Source organism: Tessaracoccus aquimaris (genome assembly GCF_001997345.1).
In the GTDB taxonomy this organism is placed as follows: domain Bacteria; phylum Actinomycetota; class Actinomycetes; order Propionibacteriales; family Propionibacteriaceae; genus Arachnia; species Arachnia aquimaris.
Map to the genome: position 1 here is coordinate 2,318,855 of NZ_CP019606.1, position 23,534 is coordinate 2,342,388.

A 23,534-nucleotide genomic window follows, 5' to 3' on the forward strand; every position below is an offset into this window, starting at 1 on the left:
GGGCATGCCGAACCAGGCCGATCACATCGCCTTCGGGGACGCGGCGGTCGACGTCGTCGCCCCGCTCGGCATCTGGCAGTTCGAGAACGGCCCCGAACCGACGCACCACGTCGAGGTCAGCGACGAGGACGTGCAGGCGGCGATCGACTCACTCGCCGAGCACGAGGTGTACCTGCGGGTGCTCGACCCGACGACCCCGGTCGCCGCGCAGGCCCGTGCCCAGGTCTACCGCTCCATCAGTCGCGACCAGGGCTGGATCCGCGTCGGGCTGCGCCTGATCAGCCGCCCCGCCTGACCCCCACGTCGCGCTCGCGTCGGTCCGCGTCGACGAGGGTGCCGCGCGCGGCTGGGTCAGGACTTGAGCATGTTTGGTGTCTCGTTGCGCGACACGCCGCGATTTCGCGGCTCAAGAGCAAACGAGCAGCCAAACATGCTCAACGCGGCACCCGACCACGCCCTTGAACGGCGACTGGGCGCCGGGTCGGCGGCCGCGTCGGCGTCGGGGACCGTTCGGTGAACGGTAAATGACAATTGTGTGATTCGACGACGCGCGAGCGGGTCGCGGGTTATCGTCTCGTCATGGAGAGAGGCTCCATCGCAGCAACACAAGTCCCCTGACCTTCGTACTCGGGGACGGACGAAGCACCGCCCCCGGGAAGGGAGCAACAGTGCTCACCACGTCTGACCAGCCAACAACCTCCACCTCGACGACCAGCGACACCGCGATCCGCACCTACGTCGTCGACACCTCAGTCCTCCTGTCCGACCCGCGGGCGATGCTCCGGTTCGCGGAACACAACGTGATCCTGCCGATCGTGGTGATCACGGAACTGGAGGCGAAGCGCCATCATCCCGAGCTCGGCTACTTCGCCAGGAGCGCGCTGCGGCTCCTCGACGACCTCCGCGTCGATCACGGACGCCTCGACACCCCGATGGCAATCAACGAGGACGGCGGAAACCTTCGCATCGAGCTGAACCACACGAGCCAGGAGGCGCTGCCCCTCGGGTTCCGCCTTGGCGACAACGACACCCGCATCCTGGCCGTTGCCCTGAACTACGCCAACGAGGGCCACGACGTCGTGTTGGTGTCAAAGGACCTGCCGCTGCGCGTCAAGGCCGCCGCCGTCGGGCTCGCGGCCGAGGAGTACCGCAACGAGATGCCCACCTTGACCGGCTACACCGGCATGGCGAGCATCGACGTCGGCACCGAAGAGGTCGCGACCCTCTACGAGACGGGCAGCCTCGATGTGGAGTCGGACATTCCGGTCAACTCGGGAGTCGTCGTTCACGCACCGGGCTCCAGCGCGCTGGGCAGGGTGAAGAGCGACGGCCGGATCGGCCTCATCAAGCAGGATCGCGAGGTGTTCGGCATTCGGGGAAGGTCTGCCGAACAGCGTGTCGCGCTCGACCTGTTGATGGACGACTCTGTCGGCATCGTCTCGCTCGGCGGTCGGGCCGGTACCGGTAAGTCGGCCCTCGCGCTGTGCGCCGGGCTGGAACAGACGCTCGAGCAGCACAAGTTCTCCAAGGTGATGGTCTTCCGACCGCTGTACCCCGTCGGCGGCCAGGACCTCGGCTACCTGCCTGGCACGTCCGCGGAGAAGATGCAGCCGTGGGGCGAGGCCGTATTCGACACCCTCTCAGCCGTGACGAACAAGTACGTCATCGATGAACTGCTCGCGCAGGAGATGATCGAGGTGCTTCCGTTGACGCACATCCGCGGCCGGTCGCTGCACGACGCGTTCGTGATCGTCGACGAGGCCCAGTCGCTCGAGCGCAACGTGTTGTTGACGGTGTTGTCGCGGATCGGCCAGAACTCGCGGGTTGTGCTGACCCACGACGTCGCCCAGCGCGACAACCTGCGGGTCGGACGGCACGACGGCATCGTTGCGGTCGTGGAGAAGCTCAAGGGCAACCCGCTGTTCGCCCACGTCACACTGACCCGCTCCGAGCGGTCCCCCATCGCGGCCCTCGTGACGGACCTGCTGGAGGGTGACCAGGTCGGCTGACCTTACGTTGCGTCGAGCCCCGGGCGCAGGTCGCCCGGGGCTCTCCGCGTCGCGTACCCGTGAAATCGGACGTCTCGACAAGCTCGACGAACGCTCCCCGAGCCCGTCGAGGGTCCGCACCCACACCAACGCGACGAACGATCCCCGAGCCGTCGAGGGGTCCGCAACCCACACCAAACGCGACGACTCCCCAGGCCGACGAGGCCCAGACCTGGCAATCGGACGTCTCGACAAGCTCGACGAACGGTGCCCGAGGGCCCCGCGCGGGACTCGGACGTCTCGACAAGCTCGACGAACGGTCCCCGAGCTCGTCGAGGGGTCCGCAACCCACACCCAACGCGACGACTCCCAGGGCCGACCACGCTTCAGATCCGCCCGACAATCGGACGTCTCGACAAGCTCGACGAACGATCCCCGAGCCCGTCGAGGGGTCCGCAACCCACCACCGACCGCGACCAACCCGCCCGAACCGACCAAGCACCAGAACCACCCGACCATCGGACGTCTCGACAAGCTCGACGCACGGTGGACAAACGTCTCGACGGGGTCGGTCAACGGCCCATGGGACGACCCGGGGTGGCTGCGCGACTCGGTCGGCGCGGCGGCGGCGGGACGGAATTCCACCGCCTACCGTGGCCCCCTGCCCGCGCGACAGCGCCGCATGCACGAGCTTTCGGGACAAACGTCGCAAAAGTAACGAAATTATCACGATTCACGAATCTATTTTTGTCGAGATGTTGACGGAAAAAATCCGGGCAAGTTAGCTAGCCCGCATGGATTCAGATCGGACCGCAAGACTGCAGCATCGAGGAGCCGTCCTCGGGTTGCTGCATTCGGGCGTCCACCTCACCCGCGGCCAGATCGCGAGCCGGCTCGGCATCACCCGATCGACCGTCTCTGAGGTGCTGACCGACCTCCAGGAAGAGGGCGCCGTCGTCGTCTCCAAGGTCACGCACAGCGGAGGGCGCGGGCGACCCGCCGAGGTGCTGTGCGCCAACCCCGGCGCCGCCCGCTACATCGCCGTCGACTACTCCCACACCCGCGTCATGGCGTGCATCGCCAACTCCACGGGCCAGGTGATCGCCAGCGGGACCGCGTCCTACTCCCCCGACGACGGTTGGGAGCGACGCTGCCGCGCAGGCATCGAACTGGCCAGAGGCCTTGAAGGCGACGACGTCCACTTCGGCGCCCTCAGCCGCATCGCGATCGGGCTCCCAGGCCCCAACTCGGCGACCTGGGACTCTGGCCTGCCGAGCGCGACCCGCGCCGAGCCCTTCCACATGGTCAGCGCCCGGATCCGGGAACTCTTCAGCCAGGCGTTCGGCGTCGGAATCATGGTCGACCACCACATCCGCCTCGCCGCCCTGGCTGAAGCCTCTGCCGGCCGCGCCACCCCGATCCGCAACCTCGTCTACCTCCGCATGTCCACCGGCATCGGCGGCGCAGTGATCAGTTCCGGCTCGGTCGCGCAGGGCGCGCACCAGCAGGCGGGCGAGATCGGCCACTTCATTGTCCAACTCGACGACGACGCCCTCGAGTGCCGGTGCGGTCGACGCGGCTGCCTCGAGACGGTGGCCTCCATCGACGCGCTGGCCCGCGACTGGGCCCACCTCAAGGGCCAGGCTCCCGATCGTGCCGCCTTCGAGGCCGCCGCGGCCGAACGCGACCCCGACGCCGTCGCCCTCCTGGAGGTCGCCGCGCAGCGCGTCGGCCGGGTCCTTGCGATGGCGGTCCTGGTCAGCGACCCCGGCGAGGTCGTCCTCGCAGGAGAGGTCCCCCGCTACCTTCCCGATTTCGTCGAGCGCGTCCAGGCTGCGCTCTGGCCTTCCGTCCTGTCCACCCAACACGTCCCCGTGCGCCACAGCAACCTCGGAGAAGAGGCGGGCGCCATCGGAGGGATCGTCGCCCTGATGGCCCAGCAGCGTGCCACCGAACCCCAGAAGGAGGCTTCCATGAGCCCCAACCGCCTAGAAGTGACGGGGGCGCCGCGTGTCGGATAACGCAACCGGCGCCGTCCTGCATGCCGACCGGGAGGTGGCCGCGGCCGCGTCCGCCGACCTCACCCCACCCAAGAAGCAGCGCCCGACGCTGCTGATCCTCAACGTCGTCACGATCTTCCTCGGCATCGGGGTCTGGTGGCTGGTGTCCATCTCGGGCATCAAGCTCCCGACGCCGCCCGAGGTGGTGCAGGCCGCCATCAAGATGGCCGCCAACGGCACCCTCTGGACCGACCTGGGCGCCTCTCTGACGCGAGTGCTGACCGGCTTCGTGCTGGGCACCGCGCTCGCGATCCCCGTCGGCTTCCTGATGGGCTGGTACCCCTGGGCGCGCGGGCTGCTCGAGCCGTGGATCCAGTTCTTCCGCACGGTGCCGCCGCTGGCGATCATCCCGCTGATGATTGCGCTGCTCGGCATCGGTGAGGTGCCCAAGATCTTCGTCATCTTCCTCGCCGCGTTCCTGTCCTGCGTCATCTCGACGTTCCAGGGCGTCGTGCAGGTCGACAAGACGCTCATCAACGCTGCCCGCGTGCTCGGTGCCAAGGACGGCACCATCTTCGCGAAGGTCGTCATCCCCGCCTCGACGCCGTTCATCCTCGTCGGCATGCGCGTCGGCCTCGGCTCCGCATGGGCGACCGTGATCGCCGCCGAACTGATCGCCGCCCAGGTCGGCCTCGGTTACCGCATGCAGCAGGCCCAGATCTACTACCAACTCCCCGTCATCTTCGTGGGCATCGTCATCATCGGGGGCATCGGCCTCCTGATGGACCGCGGGCTGCTGTGGGTTGAGAACAAGCTGACCAGTTGGCAGGAGCGCCGATGACCCCAAGATTCAGATCCGCGACGTCCGGAAGGTCTTCGACCTCGGCAAGGAGCGCTTCGTTGCGCTGGGCGGCGTCTCGCTCGACCTCGTCGACAACGAGTTCGTCACCGTCGTCGGCCCGTCCGGCTGCGGCAAGTCGACGCTCATGAACATCCTCGCGGGGCTCGAGGAGCCCACCAGCGGCACCGCGCTCGTCGACGGCAAGCCGGTCAACGGGCCGAGCCCCGAGCGTGGCGTCATCTTCCAGCAGTACGCGCTGTTCCCATGGCTGACGGTCCGCAAGAACGTCGAGTTCGGCCTGAAGAACGCGGGCGTCCCCGCCGGGGAACGCCGCGACCGCGCCCAGCACTTCATCGACATGGTCGGCTTGACCGACTTCGCCGACGCGCTGCCCAAGATGCTCTCCGGAGGCATGAAGCAGCGCTGCGCCATCGCCCGCGCCTACGCCATGAACCCGAAGATCCTGCTGATGGACGAACCATTCGGCGCACTCGACGCCCTGACCCGGGTCCGCATGCAGGAGCACCTGCTGCAGACGTGGGAGCAGGAGAAGCGCACCGTGATGTTCATCACGCACGACGTCGACGAGGCCGTCTACCTGGCCAACCGTGTCGTCGTGATGGCTGCCCGCCCGGGACGCATCCACAAGATCATCGACGTCAACCTCCCCTACCCCCGCACCGAAGAGGTGCGCCTGAGCCCAGAGTTCACCGAACTCCGCAACGAGATCTGGTACGCCGTGTACCACCAGGACCAGGTCGACGACGAAGCCGTCGCTTCCTAACCCCCGAAAGAGGACCCTTCCATGAACATGCGCCGTCGCACCCTGCTCGGTTCCCTGCTCGCCGTCCCCGCCGTCGGCGTCCTCGCCGCCTGCGGCGACGACACGCCCTCCGCCGGCGGTGAGAAGCCCGCCGAGCTGACCCCCATCACCTACGGCTACATTCCCGACTTCAACGGCACCAGCCTTCTCGCCATCGCCAACGATCAGAAGCTGTGGGAGAAGCACGGCCTGAAGGCCGACCTGAAGTCGTTCACCAACGGCCCGCTGCAGATCCAGGCGATCGGCACCGGCGACCTGCAGTTCGGCTACATCGGCCCCGGCGCCATGTGGCTGCCCGCCTCCGGCAAGGCCAAGCTGCTGACGATCAACGGCGTCGGCCAGGCCGACCGGGTGATCGCCCAGCCCGGCATCAACTCGATCCAGGACCTCAAGGGCAAGAAGGTCGCCATCCCCGAGGGCACCTCGGGCGACATGATCGTCCAGCTCGCCCTCGAGCAGGCAGGCATGAGCATGGACGACATCGAGAAGGTCGCCATGGACGCCGCGACCGTCGTGTCGGCATTCGCCTCGAAGGACGTCGACGCGGCGGGCATCTGGTACCCGATGATCGACACCATCAAGCAGCAGGTCCCCGACCTCGTCGAGCTTGCCAAGAACACCGACTTCGTCGACGTCATGCAGTTCCCCAACGTGATGGTCACCGGCGAGGACTACGCGGAGAAGAACAAGGAGACCACCATCAAGGTTCTGAAGGTGCTCCGAGACGCGATGGACTACCGCGCCGACAACCTCGACGCCACCGTCGAACTGGTCGCCAAGATGAACGCCGCGGAGGTCGACGCCATCAACGCCGACGCCTCCAACGCCAAGTACTACAAGGCCGCCGAGCTCGACACGCTGACCGAGGACGGCACCATCGACACGTGGCTCACGGCGATGAACAAGTTCTTCGAGGCCAACGGCAAGATCGAGGGCACACCTGTCGCACCCAAGGACTTCTACGTGGGTGACCTGTTCGTCGAGGCGGGTAAGTGACCGCTCCCAAGAACGTCGTCTTCTTCCTGACCGATCAGCATCGGGCGGACACGCTAGGCGCGTACGGCAACCAGGTCGCCCGGACTGAGCATCTGGACGCGCTGGCCGCGTCGGGCACCCGGTTCGACCGGTGGTACACCCCGACGGCGATCTGCACGCCCGCGCGCGCCAGCCTGCTGACCGGGATGGCGCCGTTCAGGCACAAACTGCTCGCCAACTACGAGCGCAACGTCGGGTACCAGGAGGACCTCCGGGAAGGCCAGTTCACCTTCTCGGAGGCCCTCCGGGGCGCCGGCTACAACTGCGGGCTGATCGGCAAGTGGCACGTCGGCACCAACAAGGAGCGCGACGCGTTCGGCTTCGACGGCGCCCAACTGCACGGCTGGCACAACCCGGTCGACCATCCCGACTACCTCGCCTACCTCGAGGAACGGGGCCTGCCCGGCTACGAGATCAGCGACCAGATGCGGGGCACGCTGCCCAACGGCGGCCCCGGCAACCTGCTCGCTGCGCGGCTGCACCAACCCGTCGAGGCGACCTTCGAGCACTACCTCGCCGATCGCACCATCGACCTGCTGCGCCGCTACGCCGCGGAGCAGCGCGACACGGGCCGCCCGTTCTTCCTGGCGCTGCACTACTTCGGCCCGCATCTGCCATACATCGTCCCCGACGCGTACTTCGACATGTTCGACCCCGATCAGATCGAGCTGCCCAAGTCGGTGGCCGAGACGTTCGCGTCGAAGCCCCCCGTGCAGAAGAACTACTCGGCGCACTGGACCTTCGACAGCATGAGCGAGGCGGAGAGCCGCAAGCTGATCGCCGTCTACTGGGGGTATGTGACGCTGATCGACGAGCAGATCGGACGGGTGCTCGCGGTCGCCGAGGAGCTCGGGCTGATGGACTCGACTGCCTTCTTCTTCAGCTCCGATCACGGCGAGTTCACCGGCGCGCACCGGCTGCACGACAAGGGCCCCGCCATGTACGAGGACATCTACCGCACCGCTGGCATCGTCCGGCTACCCGGGGCGCCGGAGGGTCAGGTCCGACGCGAGTTCGTCAGCCTGCTCGACTGCACCGCCACCATCCTCGACTGGTGCGGGCTCGACCCGGCGCCGGCCGTCGACTCGCGCTCGCTGCTGCCGCTGGTCAGGGGCGAGGAGCCCGACTGGGACGACGACATCGTCTGCGAGTTCCACGGGCACCACTTCCCGCTGCCGCAGCGGATGATCCGCTCCGACAGGTACAAGCTGGTCGTCAATCCGGAGTCCGTCAACGAGCTGTACGACCTGGTCGTTGACCCCGACGAACTGCTCAACCGGTACACGCATCCGGAGATGGCCGCCGTCCGCCAGGATCTGCTGCAGCGGCTGTACACGCGGCTGCGCGACCGGGGGGACAACTTCTACCACTGGATGACGTCGATGTTCGACGTCGGAGGAGTCGACTACGACCCGAGCATGTCGGGCCTGGACGAGTCGACCTACGCGCCCGAGGAGGTCGCTGGATGACAAGGCCGAACATCGTGTTCGTGATGTCGGACGACCACGCCGCACACGCGATCTCCGCGTACGGAAGCAGGGTCAACTCGACGCCGAACATCGACCGGATCGCGACGCAGGGCGCCCGGCTCGACGCGGTGTACTGCACCAACTCGATCTGCACGCCGTCGCGGGCGACGATCCTGACGGGGCCTACAGCCACGTCAACGGGGCCTGCTCGATCTACTCCGAGTTCGACTACCGGGTGCCGACGTTCGCCGAGGTGCTGCACGACGCCGGCTATCAGACGGCGCTCTTCGGGAAGTGGCACCTGGGCGTCACGCCCAAGTCGAACCCGCAGGGCTTCGACGACTGGCGCATCTTCCCTGGGCAGGGCGAGTACGTCGACCCACTGATGTACGGGCCGGAGGGTGAGGAGAGGGTCGAGGGCTATGCCACCGACATCGTCACCGACCTGAGCCTCGGCTTCCTCAACGGGGTCGACCGGGACCGCCCGTTCGCGCTGCTGGTCCACCACAAGGCGCCGCACCGGCCGTGGGTGCCGCACCCGCGGCACGCCGACCTCTACCCGGCCGGGTCGATCCCGGAACCGGAGACGATGTGGGACGACCACGCGTCGATGAGCCAGGTCGTGCAGGACGTGGCGATGACCCTGGACGACCTCACCCTTGCCGACGTCAAGGAACCGGTCCCCGCCGACCTGGAGGGCGACGAGCGCTGGCGCGAGCGGTCCAGGTGGAAGTACCAGCGCTACATGCGCGACTACCTGCAGACCATCCAGGCGATCGACGACTCGGTCGGCACGCTGCTCGACTGGCTGGACGCGGCGGGGCTCGCCGGGAACACGGTGGTCGTTTACACCTCCGATCAGGGCTTCTTCCTGGGCGACCACGGCTGGTTCGACAAGCGACTGATGTTCGACGAGTCGCTGACGATGCCGATGCTGATGCGCTGGCCCGCGGAGATCGAGCCGGGCTCGCACGTCGAGGCGATGATCACCAACGTCGACTTCGCGGCGACCTTCCTGGACATGGCTGGCGAGTCGGCCGAGGCGTTGCCCGCCCAGCAGGGTCGCAGCTTTCGTCCGCTGCTGCGTGGCGAGTCCGTCGAGGACTGGCCGCAGTCGATGTACTACCGCTACTGGGAGCACGACGACCCGGAGCACCACGCGCCCGCGCACTACGGGGTGCGGACGGCGACGCACAAGTTCATCCACTACTACAACGACGGGCTGGGCACGCCCGGGTCGTCGGAGCGGGTGCTGCCGAGCGAGTTCGAGTTGTACGACCTGGTCGCCGATCCGTCGGAGTTGACCAACGTGGCCGACGATCCGTCCTACACGGAGGTTCGACGCGACCTCGAGGCCGAGTTGGCCCGACTGCAGGAACTCTACGGCGACCGCCCGTACGAGGGCCCGGAGACACCGCGCCCCGACTGGTCCGTCTGAGCGTCACGGCGGCCCCGTCCTCGTTACGGGGCCGTCTCCCCGCGAGCCGGCAGCGCTTCGACGGCCGCGGGTCCCCCGAGCGGGTCGAGGCGCGTCACCTCCGTGCCGGGGTGAAGCCGCTCGTCCGCGAGGTAGAGCGCGACAGCCTGCTCCTCGTCCGTCACCAAGAGACCGGCGAGCCTGTCAATCAACTCCAGGTCGATCGACTCGTCGGGGTTGTCCATGCCTCCCCACACGTCCCATAGCAGCAACTCGTCGCCCGCCAGGTGCGCGGCCTCGTAGATCACGTAGTCGCGCACGAAGTCCGGGCCGGAAAGCTCAGGCACGTCGGGGCCGACGCCGAAGTTTGTGAGGTCACGCTCGCCGCGGCGCCACCCCAGCCAGGCCTGCGCGGCCGTCAGGAATGCGCCGTCGCCCGACCGGTCGAGATCGTGCGGCGAGAAGTCGGCGCCTCCGTCGACGAACTCCGGGTCGAAGCGCCGCCACCGTCCGTCCTCCCAGACCTCCGTGACCACGTGGTCGCACCACCAGTCGGGCAGGAAGTAGGAGGCGAAGCCGACGCGCGTGCGGGCCGCGACGTCGTGGGAGCGCAGGATCGACACGGCGAGGAGCGAATGGTCGCGGCAGCAGCCCTGGACCCGGTCCCGGGGAGGCCGCGGCTCGGCCAGGGACAACTGGTGTCGGGACTGGTCGGCGTCGAGGATCTCGGCGACGGTGCGGAGATGGATCTCGCTTGCCGTCGACGGGTCGAGGTCCTCGGCGCGATAGTGGCCGATCACGTTGGTCACCGCCCGGGCGATGGACGCGACATCGGCCTCGACGGCGCGCACCAGGGGTTCGTGGTGGCGCGGATCCGAGTAGGGCGAGTGCCGGGCATCGTTCATGGACACAGCTTGGCACCTGCCATCGTGGGAGGGTCAACGACTCCCGGCAAGAACCTCTGCGATCTCGTCGAAACCCTTGTTCCGCGCGTGCTGCAGCGCGGTGACGCCCTCCCTGTCGGCGATCGCGGGATCGGCGCCTGCCTCGAGCAGGGCGGTGACGATCTCGACATAGGGCCGCGAACCGTCGCCGAGGATGACGGCCTCGAGCAGCGCCGTCCAGCCCAGGTCGTTGACGTGGTTCACGTCGATGCCGACCTGGACGACCCTGCGCACGTAGTCGACGTGGCCGCGCTCGCTCGCCGGGATCACGGAGATGCCGCCGTACCGGTTTCTGATCGTCATGTCGGGGCCTGCCGGCAGCAGCGACTCGAGCATGTCGACCGAACCCGTGACGCCCGTCACCAGCCAGGGTGTGTCGTGCTGGTCGTCGAGCGCGTCGGCGGAGGCCCCCATCGCGACGAGCACGTCGGCGACGCCCAGGTGGTCCTCGGTGACGGCGAGCAGCAGGGCCGTGCGACCGCGGTCGTCCCGCGCCTCGATGTCGGCGCCTGCGCGCAGCGCGAGCGCGACCAGGTCGGCCTCGCCACCCGTTGCCGCCTCGAGGAGCGTGGTGTCGGGGTCCGCGATGTCCGAGTACTGCGGGATGGCCCGCAGGAACGCCTCCTGCGCGGCGAGCCCCTTGTCGGCGGCCATCTGCAGCGGCGTCAACTTCTCCTGCCCCGATGGCCGATCCAGTTCAACGCCTCCCGCCACGAGCACCCGCAGCGTCGTCGCGTACGGGTAGTCGTCCTTGCCGAGCCAGGTCGCCTCGTGGATGGCCTGGTAGCCGAGGTTGTTGACGTGGTCGCGGTCGATGCCTGCGCGCAGCAGTTCGCCGACCTCGTGGAAGTGGCCGCGCTCCGCGGCGCGGATCAGCGCGGTGCCGTCGAAGCTGTCCCTGTCGTCGACAGTTGCCCCGTTGGCGAGGGCGAGGCGCAGCAGGTCGAGGTGACCCTCGCTGGCGGCGATCAGGTACGCCGACTGCTGGGTGGTGTCCTTCGCGTTGACGTCGGCGCCCTGGTTGACGAGGTCGGTGGCCTTGGCCAGGTCGTTCGCCCAGTACGCGTCGCGAAGGGCGGCGTCCGGGCCGTCGTCTTCCGTTACCTGGGGCGAGGGGGTGATGCTTGGGGTGGCCGTCGGCCGGGCGCTCGGCACTCCGTCGCTCGGGCGGGTCGACGGCGAGGGCGGCCCGGGGTTCGAGCACGCCGCCAGTGCCGTAACGGCCAGGACGCAGGCGGCGGTTCGCAGTAGGTGGGGCACGACGACTCCTTGATGGACCGGATCAGCCTAGTTGCGAGGGCGCTCACCCCCGGCGCGCTCTGTAGGGTGATCCGGTGCTCACCGCCGTCGATCCCCTCCCCTCCCGGCCGCGACGGATCGCGATCGCGGGCGTCTCGGGCGTCGGGAAGACGACCCTCGCTCGCAGGGTCGCGGCGATCGTGGCCGCCCCGCACACCGAGATCGACTCGCTCTACCACGGCCCGAACTGGGTGCCGCGGCCGGAGTTCCTCGACGACGTGCGGGCCCTCGTCGCAGCCGACGCGTGGGTGACCGAGTTCCAGTACCGGGTCGCAAGGCCGCTGATCGCGGAGCGGATGGACCTGCTCGTCTGGCTCGACCTGCCCTATTGGCGCGTCAACTTTCCGCGCGTGGTGTGGCGAACGCTCAGCCGCCGGGTGACCGGCCGGCCGATGTGGAACGGCAACACCGAGGGGCCGCTGCGCCGGATCTTCACCGACGAGGACCACATCATCCGTTGGTCGGTCACGCACCGCAACCGCGAGCGCGACCGGCTGCCCCGACTGGTCGAGGCGAAGGGTTGGACGACGGTGCGGCTCGGCTCCACCCGCGACGTCGAGCGCTGGCTCGCCGGCCCGCTGCGCGACGCGATGGCCGGGTAGGCGCGTTGAGCATGTTCCGACGCTCGTTGCGCCGCGAGGGCCGGTGTCAGCGATCGCAGCCACCCGTTCCTGCACGACGCGGCCCCCGCCGAGGCCGAGACTGCGGCCGAGGCCAAGCCTCCTCCGAATGGGTTCTTCGACGCTGGGGGCGGCTCATTCCTTGAGCATGTTTGGTAACTCGTTGGCGATTCGAACGTTCAAACACGGCTCAGGAGCCAACGAGCAGCCGAACATGCTCAAACGCCCGCCCGCGGCGCATCTAGCCGGCCCCCGGCCAAGCCCGGGGAGCGACAACGCGGCGGCTAGACGCGCGACCAGAGCGGCGTCTTCAACTCCGAATACTCGCTGACCGGGTCGAAGCAGACCGTTCCGCGACACACGTAGGCGAGCCCGTCGACGCGGCCCTCCAGGTGCGGCCCGAAACCCTCGGTGCCCTCCGGCGCCGTGAGCACGATCGACCCGGCGGGAGCCAGGCGCCAAGCGGCGCGCGACAACTCCGAGAACGGATCGGACGACACCACGACGGCGACTGCAGGCTTCAGCCCGCGGCGGGCCTCGTCGGAGATCATCAGGTCGGCCATCGCGGCCCCTGCGAAGCGGGGCGCCTCCCCCACGATCGACCAGGTCGTCGCGGCGGCCTCGTCGGCCCGTGCGACTAGGCCCGGACGCTCGGCAAGCAGTCCGACGGCGCGGAGCCCTGCGATCAGCGCCGACGTGCCGCTCGGGGTCACGTTGTCGGTCAGCGACCGCGGCCGACGGAACAGGCCCGTGTCGACCGCGTCGTAGAAGCCGCCGTCCGGGTGGGCGAACGCCTCGACGGCCCGATCGGCCAGCTCTGCGGCCCGCTCCAGCCATGCCGCGTCACCCGTGGCAGCAGCCAGCGCAGTGAACGCCTCGATGACGGCGCCGTAGTCGTCGGCGCCTCCCTCGGCCGGGTCGACCTGACCGTCACGGGACGAGCGACGAAGCGTCCCGTCGACAAGGTGCACCGACACCAGGTGCTCGGCGGCGCGCTGCGCCAACTCGAGCCAGCCCGGCTCGTTGAAGATCAGCGCCCCGGTCACCAGCGACGAGATCATCCAGCCGTTCCAGGCGGCGACGACGAGGTTGTCGGAGGCGGGCCGGAACCGGTTGGTGCGCTCCTGCAGCAGCAGGCCCGCGACCTCCTCCAGCTTGGCGAAGTCCGGTCGGCCGCGCAGTTGCAGCGTCGACAGTCCGTCCTCGAAGGTGCCGCCGCGGGTGACGTGGAACACCTCAGCAGCCCAGTCGCCCAGTTCGGCCCGAGCGCGTCGTCGAGCAGTTCGGGGTTCCACAGGTAGAAGATCCCCTCGTGGACCGCGCCGCGGATGTCGCACGAGTCGGCGTCGAGGCCGGAGATGAACGCGCCCTCCTCGGAGACCATCTCGCGCTCCAGCCACTCGACGATGCCGTAGGCGGTGCGCTCGTACAGCGCGCGCAGGCCCTCGTCGTGGTCGGCGGTGCGCCGCCAGCCGCGCACGTAGGTGCCGAGCAGCAGCGCGTTGTCGTAGAGCATCTTCTCGAAGTGCGGCACGACCCATCCAGGGTCGACGGCGTAGCGGTGGAAGCCCCCGCCGACCTGGTCGTAGATGCCGCCGCGGGCCATCGACTCGAGGGTCCGCTGGGCGATCTCGAGCGACTTCGGGTCGCCCTTGACGAGCAGCGCGTCGAGCAGGGTGGGGGCGGGGAACTTCGGCGCGGTGCCGAACCCGCCGTGGATCAGGTCGAACTGCTTCTCCACCTCGTCGACGGCGTTCCTCAGGTCGGGCGCGGCCTCGGAGGCGGCGTCGTCCTGGGCGGCCAGCGTCGCCACGATGTAGTCGGCCGACCCGCGCAACTTGTCGCGACGCGAGTGCCAGCCGTCGGCCATCGCGCCGAGCACCTGCATGAACGACGGCATCCCTGGCTGCGGCTCGGGCGGGAAGTAGGTGCCGGTGAAGAACGGCTTGGCCTCTGGGGTCAGGAACGCGGTCATGGGCCAGCCGCCGTTGCCGTTGTTCATGGCCTGCGTCGCCGTCATGAACACCGCGTCGACGTCGGGCAACTGCTGCCTGTCGACCTTGATCGGCACGAAGTGCTCGTTGATGTAGGCGGCCACCTCGGGGTTGTCGAAGGACTCGTGGCTCATCACGTGGCACCAGTGGCACGACGCGTACCCGATGCTGAGCAGGATGGGGACGTCACGGGCGACGGCCTCCGCCCTGGCCTCGGGGGACCATTCCCACCAGTCGACTCCCTGGTGGGCGTGCTGGCGCAGGTAATCGCTGGACGATTCTGAGAGGCGGTTGACCATGGAGTCAGCCTAGTGGGCCAGTTGCGTCGCGATTTCCCCGAGCCGCTCGGGGCGTGAGGCACACTTGAAGTATGAGTGAGACCGGGACCCCCAAGAAGCAGTCGCGCCTCGTCCAGGCGTTCATCGTCGTCGGCGGCCTGCTGGCTCTGATGTGGGTCCTCGAGGGGCTCGACACCGTTACCGCGAACGCGCTCGACAACTACGGCATCGAGCCGCGGAAGATCAGCGACCTGCCCAACATCCTGTGGGCTCCCCTGCTGCACTTCGGGTGGGGGCACCTGATCGCGAACTCGGTCCCCTTCCTGGTGCTTGGCGTGGTCACCTACCTTTCGGGCCCCATCAAGTGGGTCGTCACCACCGTGATCTCGACGATCATCTCCGGCCTCACCGCGTGGCTCCTCGGTCCGATCGGCACCTTCACAGCCGGGGTCTCGGGCGTCATCTTCGGCTACCTCACCTACCTTCTGGTGCGCGGGATCTTCTCCCGCAGGATCGGCCAGATCGTGATCGCCGTGGTCGTCTTGGCGGTCTACGGCTCGGTGCTGCTCGGCGTCTTCCCGACGGCGGCTGGCGTCAGTTGGCAGGCCCATCTGGGCGGCGCCCTCGGCGGCATCATCGCCGCCTGGCTGCTGCACAGCCGCGAGCGCAACCGCAAGCCCCAGCAGATGGCCTACTGACCCACCTTGGCGTCCGCTAGATCATGAACTCGGGCACCAGCGGCTGCGGACGCAGCCCCGAGAACAGGTCGTCCTCCGGGATCATCGTCGGCACCTTCGAGACCACCAACTGGTAGTCCTCCGTCGGCCAGCCCGCCTGCTGGATCGCCAGCGGCACCGCGAACCACGGCCCGTCCGGGTCGATCTGCGTGGCGTGCGCCCGGAGGGCCTCGTCGCGGATCGGGAAGTACTTCGCGCACTCGATGAAGGTCGTGAGCCTGCCGTAGGAGAACGGGTCCTGGTCGAGGTGCGCGAACTGGCAGTCGAGGCCCTGCTCGTGCATGACCAGCTCGAGTTGCTCGGCGCGCCTGCTGTGGAAGCTCATGTGGTAGTACAACTTGGCCGGCTGCCAGGCTGGCCCGTGCTCTGGCCACAGGTCCGGGTCGGCCGCCGCCTTGAACGCCTCGAGCGTGATCCGGTGGCACATCACGTGGTCGGGATGCGGGTAGCCGCCCTGCTCGTCGTAGGTCGTCACGACGTGTGGGCGGAACTCCCGGATCACCTTCACGAGCGCCCCCGCCGCGACCACCGGGTCGACCAGCCCGAACGCGTCGTCGGGCAGCGGCGGCAACGGATCGCCCTCCGGTAGCCCCGAGTCGACGAACCCGAGCCACACCTGACGAAAGCCCAGCAGTTCGCGGGCCCTCTCCATCTCCCTCGCGCGGATCTCCGAGATGTTGGCCAGCACCTGTGGGTCGTCGGCGAGTTTGGGATTCAGCACCGAGCCGCGCTCGCCGCCAGTACACGTCGCAACCAAGACCTCGACACCCTCGTCGACGTACTTCGCGGTCGTCGCCGCGCCCTTGCTCGACTCGTCGTCGGGGTGGGCGTGGACGTGCAACAACCGCAACTGGGTGGGCGGCAATCCGGGCATGGTCGGTATTGTGCCGCAGTCCCTGATGGGCGCCTCCCGTTCGTCTCAGGGCACAATGGGACGCGTGACCGACGACGACGCCCGCATCAAGGCCCGCTACCCGAAGCGCTCCCCCATCGACTACGTGCTCGGCATCGGCGCGTCCGTCGCTGTGGTCGGGGCGGTCGCGCTGGTGCTGGTCGACGGGCTCGACCGTGCCAACCCGCCGGTCGCCGCCATGGTGCGTGGCTTTACCGTGATGAGCCCCTCGGAGGCGGTCGCGGAGGTCGTCGTGCAGCGAAGCGACCCGAGCGTCCAGGTGGAGTGCAGCCTCTTCGCGCAGGCACAGAGCTACGAGCGGGTCGCCGAGCGGACGTTCACCGTCGGCCCAGGAACCGAGAAGCTCACCACCGTCGAGGTCGGCCTCAAGACCACCAAGGAGGCCACGACGGTCACCATGGAGGACCCGGCGTGCACTTTGGTCGACTGATACGCTTGCTGGATGTCTGAAACTTCTGCCGACGTTGTGTGGCTCACGCAGGAGGCCTACGACAAGCTCGAGGCCGAACTCGAAGAGCTGAAGACCGTGGGTCGCCCTGAAGTGAGCGCCCGGATCGCCTCTGCCCGCGAAGAGGGCGACCTGTCCGAGAACGGCGGCTACCATGCCGCCCGCGAGGAACAGGGACAGATGGAGGGCCGGATCCGACAGTTGGAGGACCTCCTCCGCCGCGCCGAGGTTGGCGAGCCGGAAGGTGCCCACGACGAGGTCACGCCGGGCAAGCTCGTCACGGTCGCCTATGACGGCGACGAGGACGACACCGACACGTTCCTGCTCGGCTCCCGCGAGGTGCTCGCCACCGACGAGTCCGTCGAACACGCCGTCTACTCGCCACAGTCGCCGCTCGGCGCCGCCGTTCTCGGCGCGAAGATCGGCCAGGAAGTGCGCTACACGGCGCCCAGCGGCAAGGAACTGATGGTCGTGGTCACCAAGGTCGAGGTTCTCTAGACCCCCTCTGACATCGACGATGGCCGCCACCTCATGCAGGTGGCGGCCATCGTCGTGGTGGGTGTCGTCAGAGGGTTGTCGCGTCAGCCGAGCAGGCGCGCCGCGTCCTCCGGGCTGATCTCGCCGCGTGCGACGCGCTCAAGGATCTGATCCTCGGCAGAGCCGGCGCTCGGCACCTCTTCGCCGTATTCGGTGGGCTCGTCGTCCACCTCTGAGGACCTGGCCGCCTGCGAGGGCGACGACGGGGACGCAGGGTCGCCGTCGAGCCCGAGCTTGCCGAGCACCGCGTCGAGCCGGGCGCGCGCCGTCGGGTAGGACACTTGGAGGTGCTTCTCGACCTCGCGCAGGTTCCCTCGCGAGGAGAGGAAGACCTTCAAGAGGTCCAGGTCGGCCTGGTTGAGGTTGCAGAACTCGCAACTTGCGAACTCGCCCGCAATCTCGGTGCCGCAGTGCAGGCAGCCCTTGCGCGTGGTGATGAGGGTGTCCCCGCAGACGGGGCACTCCGACGGCGCGTGGTACAGATGCTTGGCCATTTACTCGCCCTCCGACTTGATCGTTGCCATCCCCATCACGACCGCGACATCGAGCCGGGCCGAGCCGTTGCCGACGACGTACTCGTCGACCTTGTCTCCACCGTCAGGCCAGCTGATCCTGCCCAGCTTGGCCTCGCCGCGGATCGTCACGTTTGCGCCCTTGGACAGGGTCACCGTCAGCGTGCCCGACTCGACCTTCAGCCTGGATCGACCCACGCTGATCGGGCCTTCGACGCTGATGCCGCCTGCCTGGCTGAGCAGGTCCTCCACCTCCTCGACGTCCTCGAGGGTCGAGCCGCCCGCCGTGACGCGGATCCGCCCGAGCCGCGGGACGCCGACGGTGCGCAGGCCGCCGGTGGTGACCTCTGCGTCGACGATCAGGTTCGGGTTGACCCGGATGACCAGTTCCTTGCCGAGGCCGATGTCGCGGATGTCGTCCCAACTGCGGGGAGGCCGGATCAGGGAGAAGCCGCCGAAGTTGGGGCCGATCTCGCCGGTGGAGTTGACCTCCATCACGGTGCCGACGCGGCGCAGCACGTGGGGGCCGTCGATGGTGAGGGTCGAGACGCTCTGGTCGCCCTCGATGCGGACGCGGCGCCCGACGGAGGTGACGGAGATGCGGGAGAGCCCTCCGGACTTCGGGCCGCCCTTGCGGGTCGTGTCGGCCGGTGGCTCCTTGGGGGCCTGCGGGGCGTCGGCGGCACGCTTGGCCGCGTCGATCCGCCTGCTTGCTTCCTGGGCGTCGATGCGCCCAGCGGCCAGATCGTCGAGGATCGGCCCGAGGTCAACATTGCTCATGAGTAAATGGTAACCCGACTTTCGAGAATCTAAAGCCAGATTGAGATATTCGTATTTCGGCCGATGGCGCCACCCCCGGTGACGCAGTCGCGCGGAGTGCGCCAGCCCGGCGACGCAGTCGCCCAGAGCCGCTGGTTGAGCCGCCCGGGAGCGGAGCGATCGAGCGCGTCGAAACCTCCGACGCCCGACAACCCAGCCCGACCACAGACCCCGCACCCGAACCCAAGCCGCACGCTCCGCACAGGGTCTGCTCAACCAGCACCGCCGATCGAGCCAGCCCAGCCGACAGAGCCCGCCCGGAGCCGTTGGTTGAGCCGCCCGGGAGCGGAGCGATCGGGCGCGTCGAAACCTCCAACGCCCGCCAACCCACCCCGACCACAGACCCCGCACGCGAACCCAGGTCTTGGCCCCCGCTCCGCTCACGGGGCCCCAGGCACGAGCTCCGCACCGACTATCCGCCGTCGACGCCACCGATATGGAAGGCTGAGCCCATGCCGCAGCCACTGAGCCAACTCGTCGCACCCGACTGGGCCGAGGCGCTCGCCCCCGTCGAGCCCCAGGTGAGTGCGATGGGAGAGTTCCTGCGCGAGGAGATGGCCGCCGGGCGCTCCTACCTGCCGGCCGGCGAGAACGTGCTGCGCGCCTTCACGCTTCCGCTGGCCGATGTGCGCGTCCTGGTCATCGGCCAGGATCCCTATCCCACCCCGGGCATGCCGTCGGGCTGTCGTTCTCCGTCGCCCCCGAGGTGCGACCACTACCCGGCTCGCTGCGCAACATCTACCAGGAACTGCAGGCCGACGTCGGGATCCCGCCCGCGCAGCATGGCGACCTCACCCATTGGTTCGATCAGGGCGTCCTCCTCCTCAACCGCGTCCTCACCGTGCGACCAGGCACCCCCGCGTCGCACCGCGGCAAGGGCTGGGAGCAGGTCACCGCCCGCGCCGTCGAGGCGCTCGCCGCCCGCGGTGGCCCACTCGTGGCGATCCTGTGGGGCCGCGACGCGCAGACGGCGACCCCGATGCTCGGCGACGTCCCGATCATCGCAAGCGCACACCCGTCGCCGCTGTCGGCACGCAACGGGTTCTTCGGGTCGCGCCCGTTCAGCCGCACCAACGCGCTGCTCGAACAGCAGGGAGCAGCACCCATCGACTGGGCCATCCCAGAGCGGGTGGCAGACTAGGCGCATGCCGTACCGCCCGAAGTCTCCGCAGGAACCCCACGACGCGGCCGCGCCCGCTGGCGACGACGCCGCGAATCCCCAGTCGGTCGACGCCCAGAAGGCCGCGTCGGACGCGCCCCAGCCTGTCGCGGACGGGCCGACGAAGGCGCGCAAGACACTGTGGCTGGTCGGCCTCGGCGTCGGGGTCTACTTCATCGCCACCGGCATCTACCAGGCGATCATGGCGGGACAGTCCTGAGCCTTGCCGCCGCGGGTAGCGTGGAGGCATGGACATCGACGTGCTCGCATGGCTAAACGGAAAGCTCTCCACCCCCAAGATGGTCGCCCCTGAGGACGCGCTTCCAGGCCGTCCGACCCCCATCCTCGATCCGATCCCCGTCCACGAGGTCCTGGGCCTCCCACTCGACGAGGTGCCCGAGGGTGCCGAGGTCGCCTACTTCGCGCTCGGCTGCTACTGGGGCGAGGAGCGGATGTTCTGGCAGACCCCGGGCGTCCTCAACACCGCCGTCGGCTTCGCGGGTGGCTTCACCCCCAACCCGACCTATGCGGAGTCATGCACGGGCAAGACGGGTCACACCGAGACCGTCCAGGTCGTGTTCGACCCGAAGCGCGTCAGCTACGACGACCTCCTTGAACTGTTCTGGGAGAACCACGACCCCACCCAGTTGAACAGGCAGGGCAACGACAACGGGACGCAGTACCGCTCGGCGCTGTTCCCCGTCGACGACACCCAGCGGGAGGCGGCCGAGCGCAGCCTCGCCTCGTTCCAGCAGCGCCTCGCCGACCAGGGGTTCGGCACGATCACGACGGAGATCTCGCAGGATCGGCCGTTCTACTACGCCGACCGGGAGCACCAGCAGTACCTGCACAAGAACCCTGGCGGCTACTGCCCCAACCACGCCACCGGCGTGAAGTGCGGACCCGACGCCTGATTTCAACGCAACGCACCTCCGACCCGACCAGCCATGCATGTGCCTCCGCGCCGCATCGCAATAGGGTGGGGCCATGTCCACGCTGCTGAGTGATGTCGAGTGGGGCGACGTCGTCTCCGACGATGACGGCGTCCTGGTGATCCGGGGCGAGGTCGGCGACCTGCCCGTCGTCGTCAAGCGCTTCGCCGACACTCCGCACCGCCGCGAGGTCGACACCTATGCGCTGCTGGGTGAACTTGGGGTCCCGACGCTTCCCGTGCTCGGCTCCGGCCCCGACTGGCTGATCCTGGAGGACCTGGTCTCGGCCGGCTACCGGCAGGGCACCGAGGCCGACCTGTCCGATCCTCGCGTCGCGCGGTTGATCGCCCACTGGTACGACGCGCTGCACGCCGCGGGCGACACCGTCCCGGCCAAGGCGATCGACTACAGCGAGTTCGACCTGATCGACCCCGACGCGCTCGCCGCAGTGGCGCGGCGCTGGCCCGACCTCCTGCCCTTCACCGAGTGGGCGACCAGGCAACTGCCCGCCTGGCGCGACACGATGGGCTCGCTTCCCTCGACGCTCACTTACAACGACTTCGCCGCGACCAACCTGGCCGTGTTCTGGGACGGCTCCTCCGCGTTGATGTTCGACTACAACCTCACCGGGATGGGGCTGAGGGCGAGCGACCTGCGCAACGTCTCCGCCCTACTGACCCCCGAGGCGTCCGAGGCGTTCGACTCCGAGTACCGCGAACTGGCCCAGCGTCGCGGTGTAGACCTTCCCGGGGAGGCGGAGCGACTGGACGAGGCCACCTCACACCTGGTGGCGCTGATCCTGGCCGTCGAGTCGGAAGAGACCCCGGCCTGGGCCGAGCCGTCGCTCGCCTGGGCACGGTCCTCGACGGCCGACGACGCGTAGCCGCGTGAGCAGTGTGGTGAGAGACGCGCGCCCCTCACCACACCGGGTCAGCCCTTGACCGCCCCAGCCAGGGCGCCGCTGACGAAGTAGCGCTGGAACATCAGGTAGACGATCAACACCGGGATCGCCGACATGATGATGAACGCGTTCAACGGCCCGTACTCGGTTCCCCACTGGGTTGAGAAGCTCTGCACCGCCAAGGGAACGGTCCAGTTTCCTTGGCTGCGGAGCAACGTGGTTGCCATGGCGTACTCGTTCCAGGTGGCCACGAAGTCCAGAATGAACAGGGCGGCCAGTGCGGGTTTCGCCAACGGGAGGATCACCTGCCAGAAGATGCGGAACGTCGAGGCGCCGTCCATTCGGGCCGACTCCTCCAGTTCGTCGGGAATGGCACGGAAGAACCCGTACAGAACGAAGATCTGGTACGGGATACCGAACGCAAGGTACGGGAGGATCAGGCCCATCTTCGAGTCGAGCAGGTCCAGGGTCAGCATGGTGTTGAACAGCGGCCCGAGCCCGATCTGCACGGGAACCATGGAGCCGATCGCAATGAAACCGAGGAGCGCCTTGCTCCGCCTGAATCGCAGCCGCGCCAGGGCGAAGGCGCAGGCGGCCGACAGCAGCAGGCCCATTGGCACCTTGATGACGGCGATGAGCATGCTGTTGAGCCCTGTGATGCCAAGCTTGCCGATCTCGAATGCCCGGACGTAGTTCGACCAGTCCCACTGCTGAGGAAGTGCCCATGCCGGGTTCTGGTTGATGTCCGCATTCGATTTGACGGAGGTGAGGAACATGATGAGGAACGGGAGCGCCCACAACAGGGATGTGACGACAAGGGAGATCCACAGCGCGAGCCCTGGGAAGTCGACTCGTCGACGACGCCGCGCCCCGCCCTTTTCCAGCGTGAGACCTTCAGAAATCGCGGATGCAGTCACTTGTCCTGTCCCTTCAGCGACCAGAGCATGTAGGGCACGACCAGTGCCAACGAGATGACGAGAAGCACTGTGGCAACCGCGCCGCCCGCCCCGAACTGATGGTTGGCGAACGACTGGGTGTACGACCACAGCGCGAGCACCTGGGTCGACTGCGCGGGTCCACCACCGGTCATGCCCACGATCAGGTCGAAGACCTTCAGCGAGTTGATGATCGTCAGAATGACCACGACGACCGTGGTGGGCTTCAGAGCCGGCAGCGTCACGTTGCGGAACACCTGGAGGGCATTGGCGCCGTCGATCTTGGCCGCCTCGACGAGTTCCTGAGGGACCGACTGCAGCCCGGCCAGGAACAACACGAGGGGAAACCCGACCGCTTGCCAGATGGACGCGACGAAGACCGAGTAGATCGCGATCTTCGGGTCTCCCAACCAGGTCTGCGCCCAGCTTCCCAGCCCAACCTGCTCGAGCGCCTGATTGACGAGGCCGAGGGTCGGGTTGTAGATCCAGCGCCACATGGCTGCGACGGTGATCGAGGCGAACACGGAGGGGATGTAGAAGATCGACCGCATCAGGTTGCGCCCCGCCATCTGACGGTTCAGACCGAGCGCGAGGAGCAGCCCAAGCACCATCGGAACCGCCAAGGTGAGGATCACCCAGAAGATCGTGTTGCGGGCTGCCGTCCAGAAGACCGGGTCCGCTGTGAACATGCGGACGTAGTTGGCAAGGCCCACGAACTCGGGCACATCCGTCCTGAATCCCGACCACTTGAAGAACGACAGCCTCACCGAGTCGAGCATCGGGTAGACGAGGAAGTAGAGGTAGAGGAGGAGGGCAGGGGCGAGGTACGGCAGTGCCGTGACCAAGCGTCGGGGCTTTCGCGCACGCTGAGCGGTCTGCGGGGTGCCCGACGGGGGCGACTGGGTTTCTGTTGCCATCGTGAGTCTCCTTCCT

The 23,534-nt window shown here is 68.2% G+C and carries 22 protein-coding genes and 2 pseudogenes; 16 read left to right on the forward strand and 8 right to left on the reverse strand.

Going from position 1 to position 23,534, the window contains the following annotated elements:
• The first annotated feature begins 4 nt into the window (after positions 1–4).
• The 8 genes and pseudogenes from BW730_RS19335 (at position 5) to BW730_RS10935 (ending at position 9,594) form a co-directional block, all read left to right on the forward strand.
• Positions 5–295, forward strand: coding sequence for a hypothetical protein (locus BW730_RS19335; RefSeq protein ID WP_226997252.1), 291 nt, complete (start codon positions 5–7; stop codon positions 293–295).
• Positions 296–668: 373 nt separating this feature from the next.
• Positions 669–2,009, forward strand: coding sequence for a PhoH family protein (locus BW730_RS10905; RefSeq protein WP_226996725.1), 1,341 nt, complete (start codon positions 669–671; stop codon positions 2,007–2,009).
• 773 nt (positions 2,010–2,782) lie between these two features.
• Complete coding sequence (locus BW730_RS10910; protein WP_077686263.1) at positions 2,783–4,009, forward strand: ROK family transcriptional regulator; 1,227 nt, start codon at positions 2,783–2,785, stop codon at positions 4,007–4,009.
• Positions 3,999–4,829, forward strand: coding sequence for an ABC transporter permease (locus BW730_RS10915; RefSeq protein WP_226996727.1), 831 nt, complete (start codon positions 3,999–4,001; stop codon positions 4,827–4,829). The genes BW730_RS10910 and BW730_RS10915 overlap by 11 nt, the downstream gene beginning before the upstream one ends.
• Before the next feature lie 64 nt (positions 4,830–4,893).
• On the forward strand, positions 4,894–5,613 hold the full coding sequence (locus BW730_RS10920; RefSeq protein ID WP_226997219.1) for an ABC transporter ATP-binding protein: 720 nt from the start codon (positions 4,894–4,896) through the stop codon (positions 5,611–5,613).
• A gap of 21 nt (positions 5,614–5,634) precedes the next feature.
• Complete coding sequence (locus tag BW730_RS10925) at positions 5,635–6,648, forward strand: aliphatic sulfonate ABC transporter substrate-binding protein (protein ID WP_077686265.1); 1,014 nt, start codon at positions 5,635–5,637, stop codon at positions 6,646–6,648.
• The gene (locus BW730_RS10930; RefSeq protein ID WP_077686266.1) at positions 6,645–8,156 is read left to right on the forward strand and encodes a sulfatase family protein; all 1,512 of its coding nucleotides are present in this window, start codon (positions 6,645–6,647) and stop codon (positions 8,154–8,156) included. The genes BW730_RS10925 and BW730_RS10930 overlap by 4 nt, the downstream gene beginning before the upstream one ends.
• A gap of 23 nt (positions 8,157–8,179) precedes the next feature.
• Positions 8,180–9,594: pseudogene (locus BW730_RS10935) on the forward strand (sulfatase family protein).
• A gap of 23 nt (positions 9,595–9,617) precedes the next feature.
• Here the strand turns inward: BW730_RS10935 and BW730_RS10940 are convergent.
• Positions 9,618–10,478 (reverse strand): transglutaminase-like domain-containing protein, encoded by an 861-nt coding sequence (locus tag BW730_RS10940; RefSeq protein ID WP_077686267.1) that lies wholly within the window; start codon positions 10,476–10,478, stop codon positions 9,618–9,620.
• A 33-nt stretch (positions 10,479–10,511) separates the two neighbouring features.
• On the reverse strand, positions 10,512–11,777 hold the full coding sequence (locus tag BW730_RS10945) for an ankyrin repeat domain-containing protein (protein WP_226996728.1): 1,266 nt from the start codon (positions 11,775–11,777) through the stop codon (positions 10,512–10,514).
• 74 nt (positions 11,778–11,851) lie between these two features.
• Between BW730_RS10945 and BW730_RS10950 the strand changes: the two genes are divergently transcribed.
• Positions 11,852–12,418, forward strand: a complete 567-nt coding sequence (locus BW730_RS10950) for a P-loop NTPase family protein (protein WP_226996730.1) — start codon at positions 11,852–11,854, stop codon at positions 12,416–12,418.
• Positions 12,419–13,493: 1,075 nt separating this feature from the next.
• Here BW730_RS10950 and BW730_RS19345 read toward each other — a convergent pair.
• Positions 13,494–14,729: a thioredoxin domain-containing protein gene (locus tag BW730_RS19345; RefSeq protein ID WP_226996732.1), complete on the reverse strand. Its 1,236-nt coding sequence runs from the start codon at positions 14,727–14,729 to the stop codon at positions 13,494–13,496.
• 71 nt (positions 14,730–14,800) lie between these two features.
• Between BW730_RS19345 and BW730_RS10960 the strand changes: the two genes are divergently transcribed.
• Positions 14,801–15,406: a rhomboid family intramembrane serine protease gene (locus tag BW730_RS10960; RefSeq protein WP_077686268.1), complete on the forward strand. Its 606-nt coding sequence runs from the start codon at positions 14,801–14,803 to the stop codon at positions 15,404–15,406.
• A 16-nt stretch (positions 15,407–15,422) separates the two neighbouring features.
• Here the strand turns inward: BW730_RS10960 and mca are convergent, their stop codons facing one another.
• Positions 15,423–16,319, reverse strand: a complete 897-nt coding sequence (gene mca, locus BW730_RS10965) for a mycothiol conjugate amidase Mca (protein WP_077686269.1) — start codon at positions 16,317–16,319, stop codon at positions 15,423–15,425.
• 64 nt (positions 16,320–16,383) lie between these two features.
• Between mca and BW730_RS10970 the strand changes: the two genes are divergently transcribed.
• Positions 16,384–16,788 carry a DUF4307 domain-containing protein gene (locus tag BW730_RS10970; protein WP_158522611.1) on the forward strand — a complete coding sequence of 135 codons (405 nt, stop codon included), beginning with the start codon at positions 16,384–16,386 and terminating at the stop codon, positions 16,786–16,788.
• A gap of 12 nt (positions 16,789–16,800) precedes the next feature.
• Positions 16,801–17,304, forward strand: a complete 504-nt coding sequence (gene greA, locus BW730_RS10975) for a transcription elongation factor GreA (protein ID WP_077686271.1) — start codon at positions 16,801–16,803, stop codon at positions 17,302–17,304.
• Positions 17,305–17,387: 83 nt separating this feature from the next.
• Here greA and BW730_RS10980 read toward each other — a convergent pair whose 3' ends face one another.
• Positions 17,388–17,837, reverse strand: coding sequence for a DUF2089 domain-containing protein (locus tag BW730_RS10980; RefSeq protein WP_077686272.1), 450 nt, complete (start codon positions 17,835–17,837; stop codon positions 17,388–17,390).
• Positions 17,838–18,635 carry a hypothetical protein gene (locus tag BW730_RS10985; RefSeq protein WP_077686273.1) on the reverse strand — a complete coding sequence of 266 codons (798 nt, stop codon included), beginning with the start codon at positions 18,633–18,635 and terminating at the stop codon, positions 17,838–17,840.
• Between the two features lie 491 nt (positions 18,636–19,126).
• Here BW730_RS10985 and BW730_RS10990 point away from each other — a divergent pair.
• The 4 genes and pseudogenes from BW730_RS10990 (at position 19,127) to BW730_RS11005 (ending at position 21,648) form a co-directional block, all read left to right on the forward strand.
• A pseudogene (locus BW730_RS10990) lies at positions 19,127–19,815 on the forward strand (uracil-DNA glycosylase).
• 4 nt (positions 19,816–19,819) lie between these two features.
• A complete protein-coding gene (locus BW730_RS10995) occupies positions 19,820–20,053 on the forward strand; it encodes a hypothetical protein (protein ID WP_077686274.1) in 234 nt (77 codons plus the stop codon).
• 28 nt (positions 20,054–20,081) lie between these two features.
• The gene (gene msrA, locus BW730_RS11000) at positions 20,082–20,747 is read left to right on the forward strand and encodes a peptide-methionine (S)-S-oxide reductase MsrA (RefSeq protein WP_158522613.1); all 666 of its coding nucleotides are present in this window, start codon (positions 20,082–20,084) and stop codon (positions 20,745–20,747) included.
• Positions 20,748–20,820: 73 nt separating this feature from the next.
• Positions 20,821–21,648 (forward strand): phosphotransferase, encoded by an 828-nt coding sequence (locus tag BW730_RS11005; RefSeq protein ID WP_077686275.1) that lies wholly within the window; start codon positions 20,821–20,823, stop codon positions 21,646–21,648.
• Positions 21,649–21,695: 47 nt separating this feature from the next.
• Here BW730_RS11005 and BW730_RS11010 read toward each other — a convergent pair whose 3' ends face one another.
• Positions 21,696–22,583: a carbohydrate ABC transporter permease gene (locus tag BW730_RS11010; RefSeq protein ID WP_226996734.1), complete on the reverse strand. Its 888-nt coding sequence runs from the start codon at positions 22,581–22,583 to the stop codon at positions 21,696–21,698.
• On the reverse strand, positions 22,580–23,518 hold the full coding sequence (locus tag BW730_RS11015) for a carbohydrate ABC transporter permease (RefSeq protein ID WP_077686276.1): 939 nt from the start codon (positions 23,516–23,518) through the stop codon (positions 22,580–22,582). The genes BW730_RS11010 and BW730_RS11015 overlap by 4 nt, the downstream gene beginning before the upstream one ends.
• Positions 23,519–23,534 lie beyond the last annotated feature (16 nt).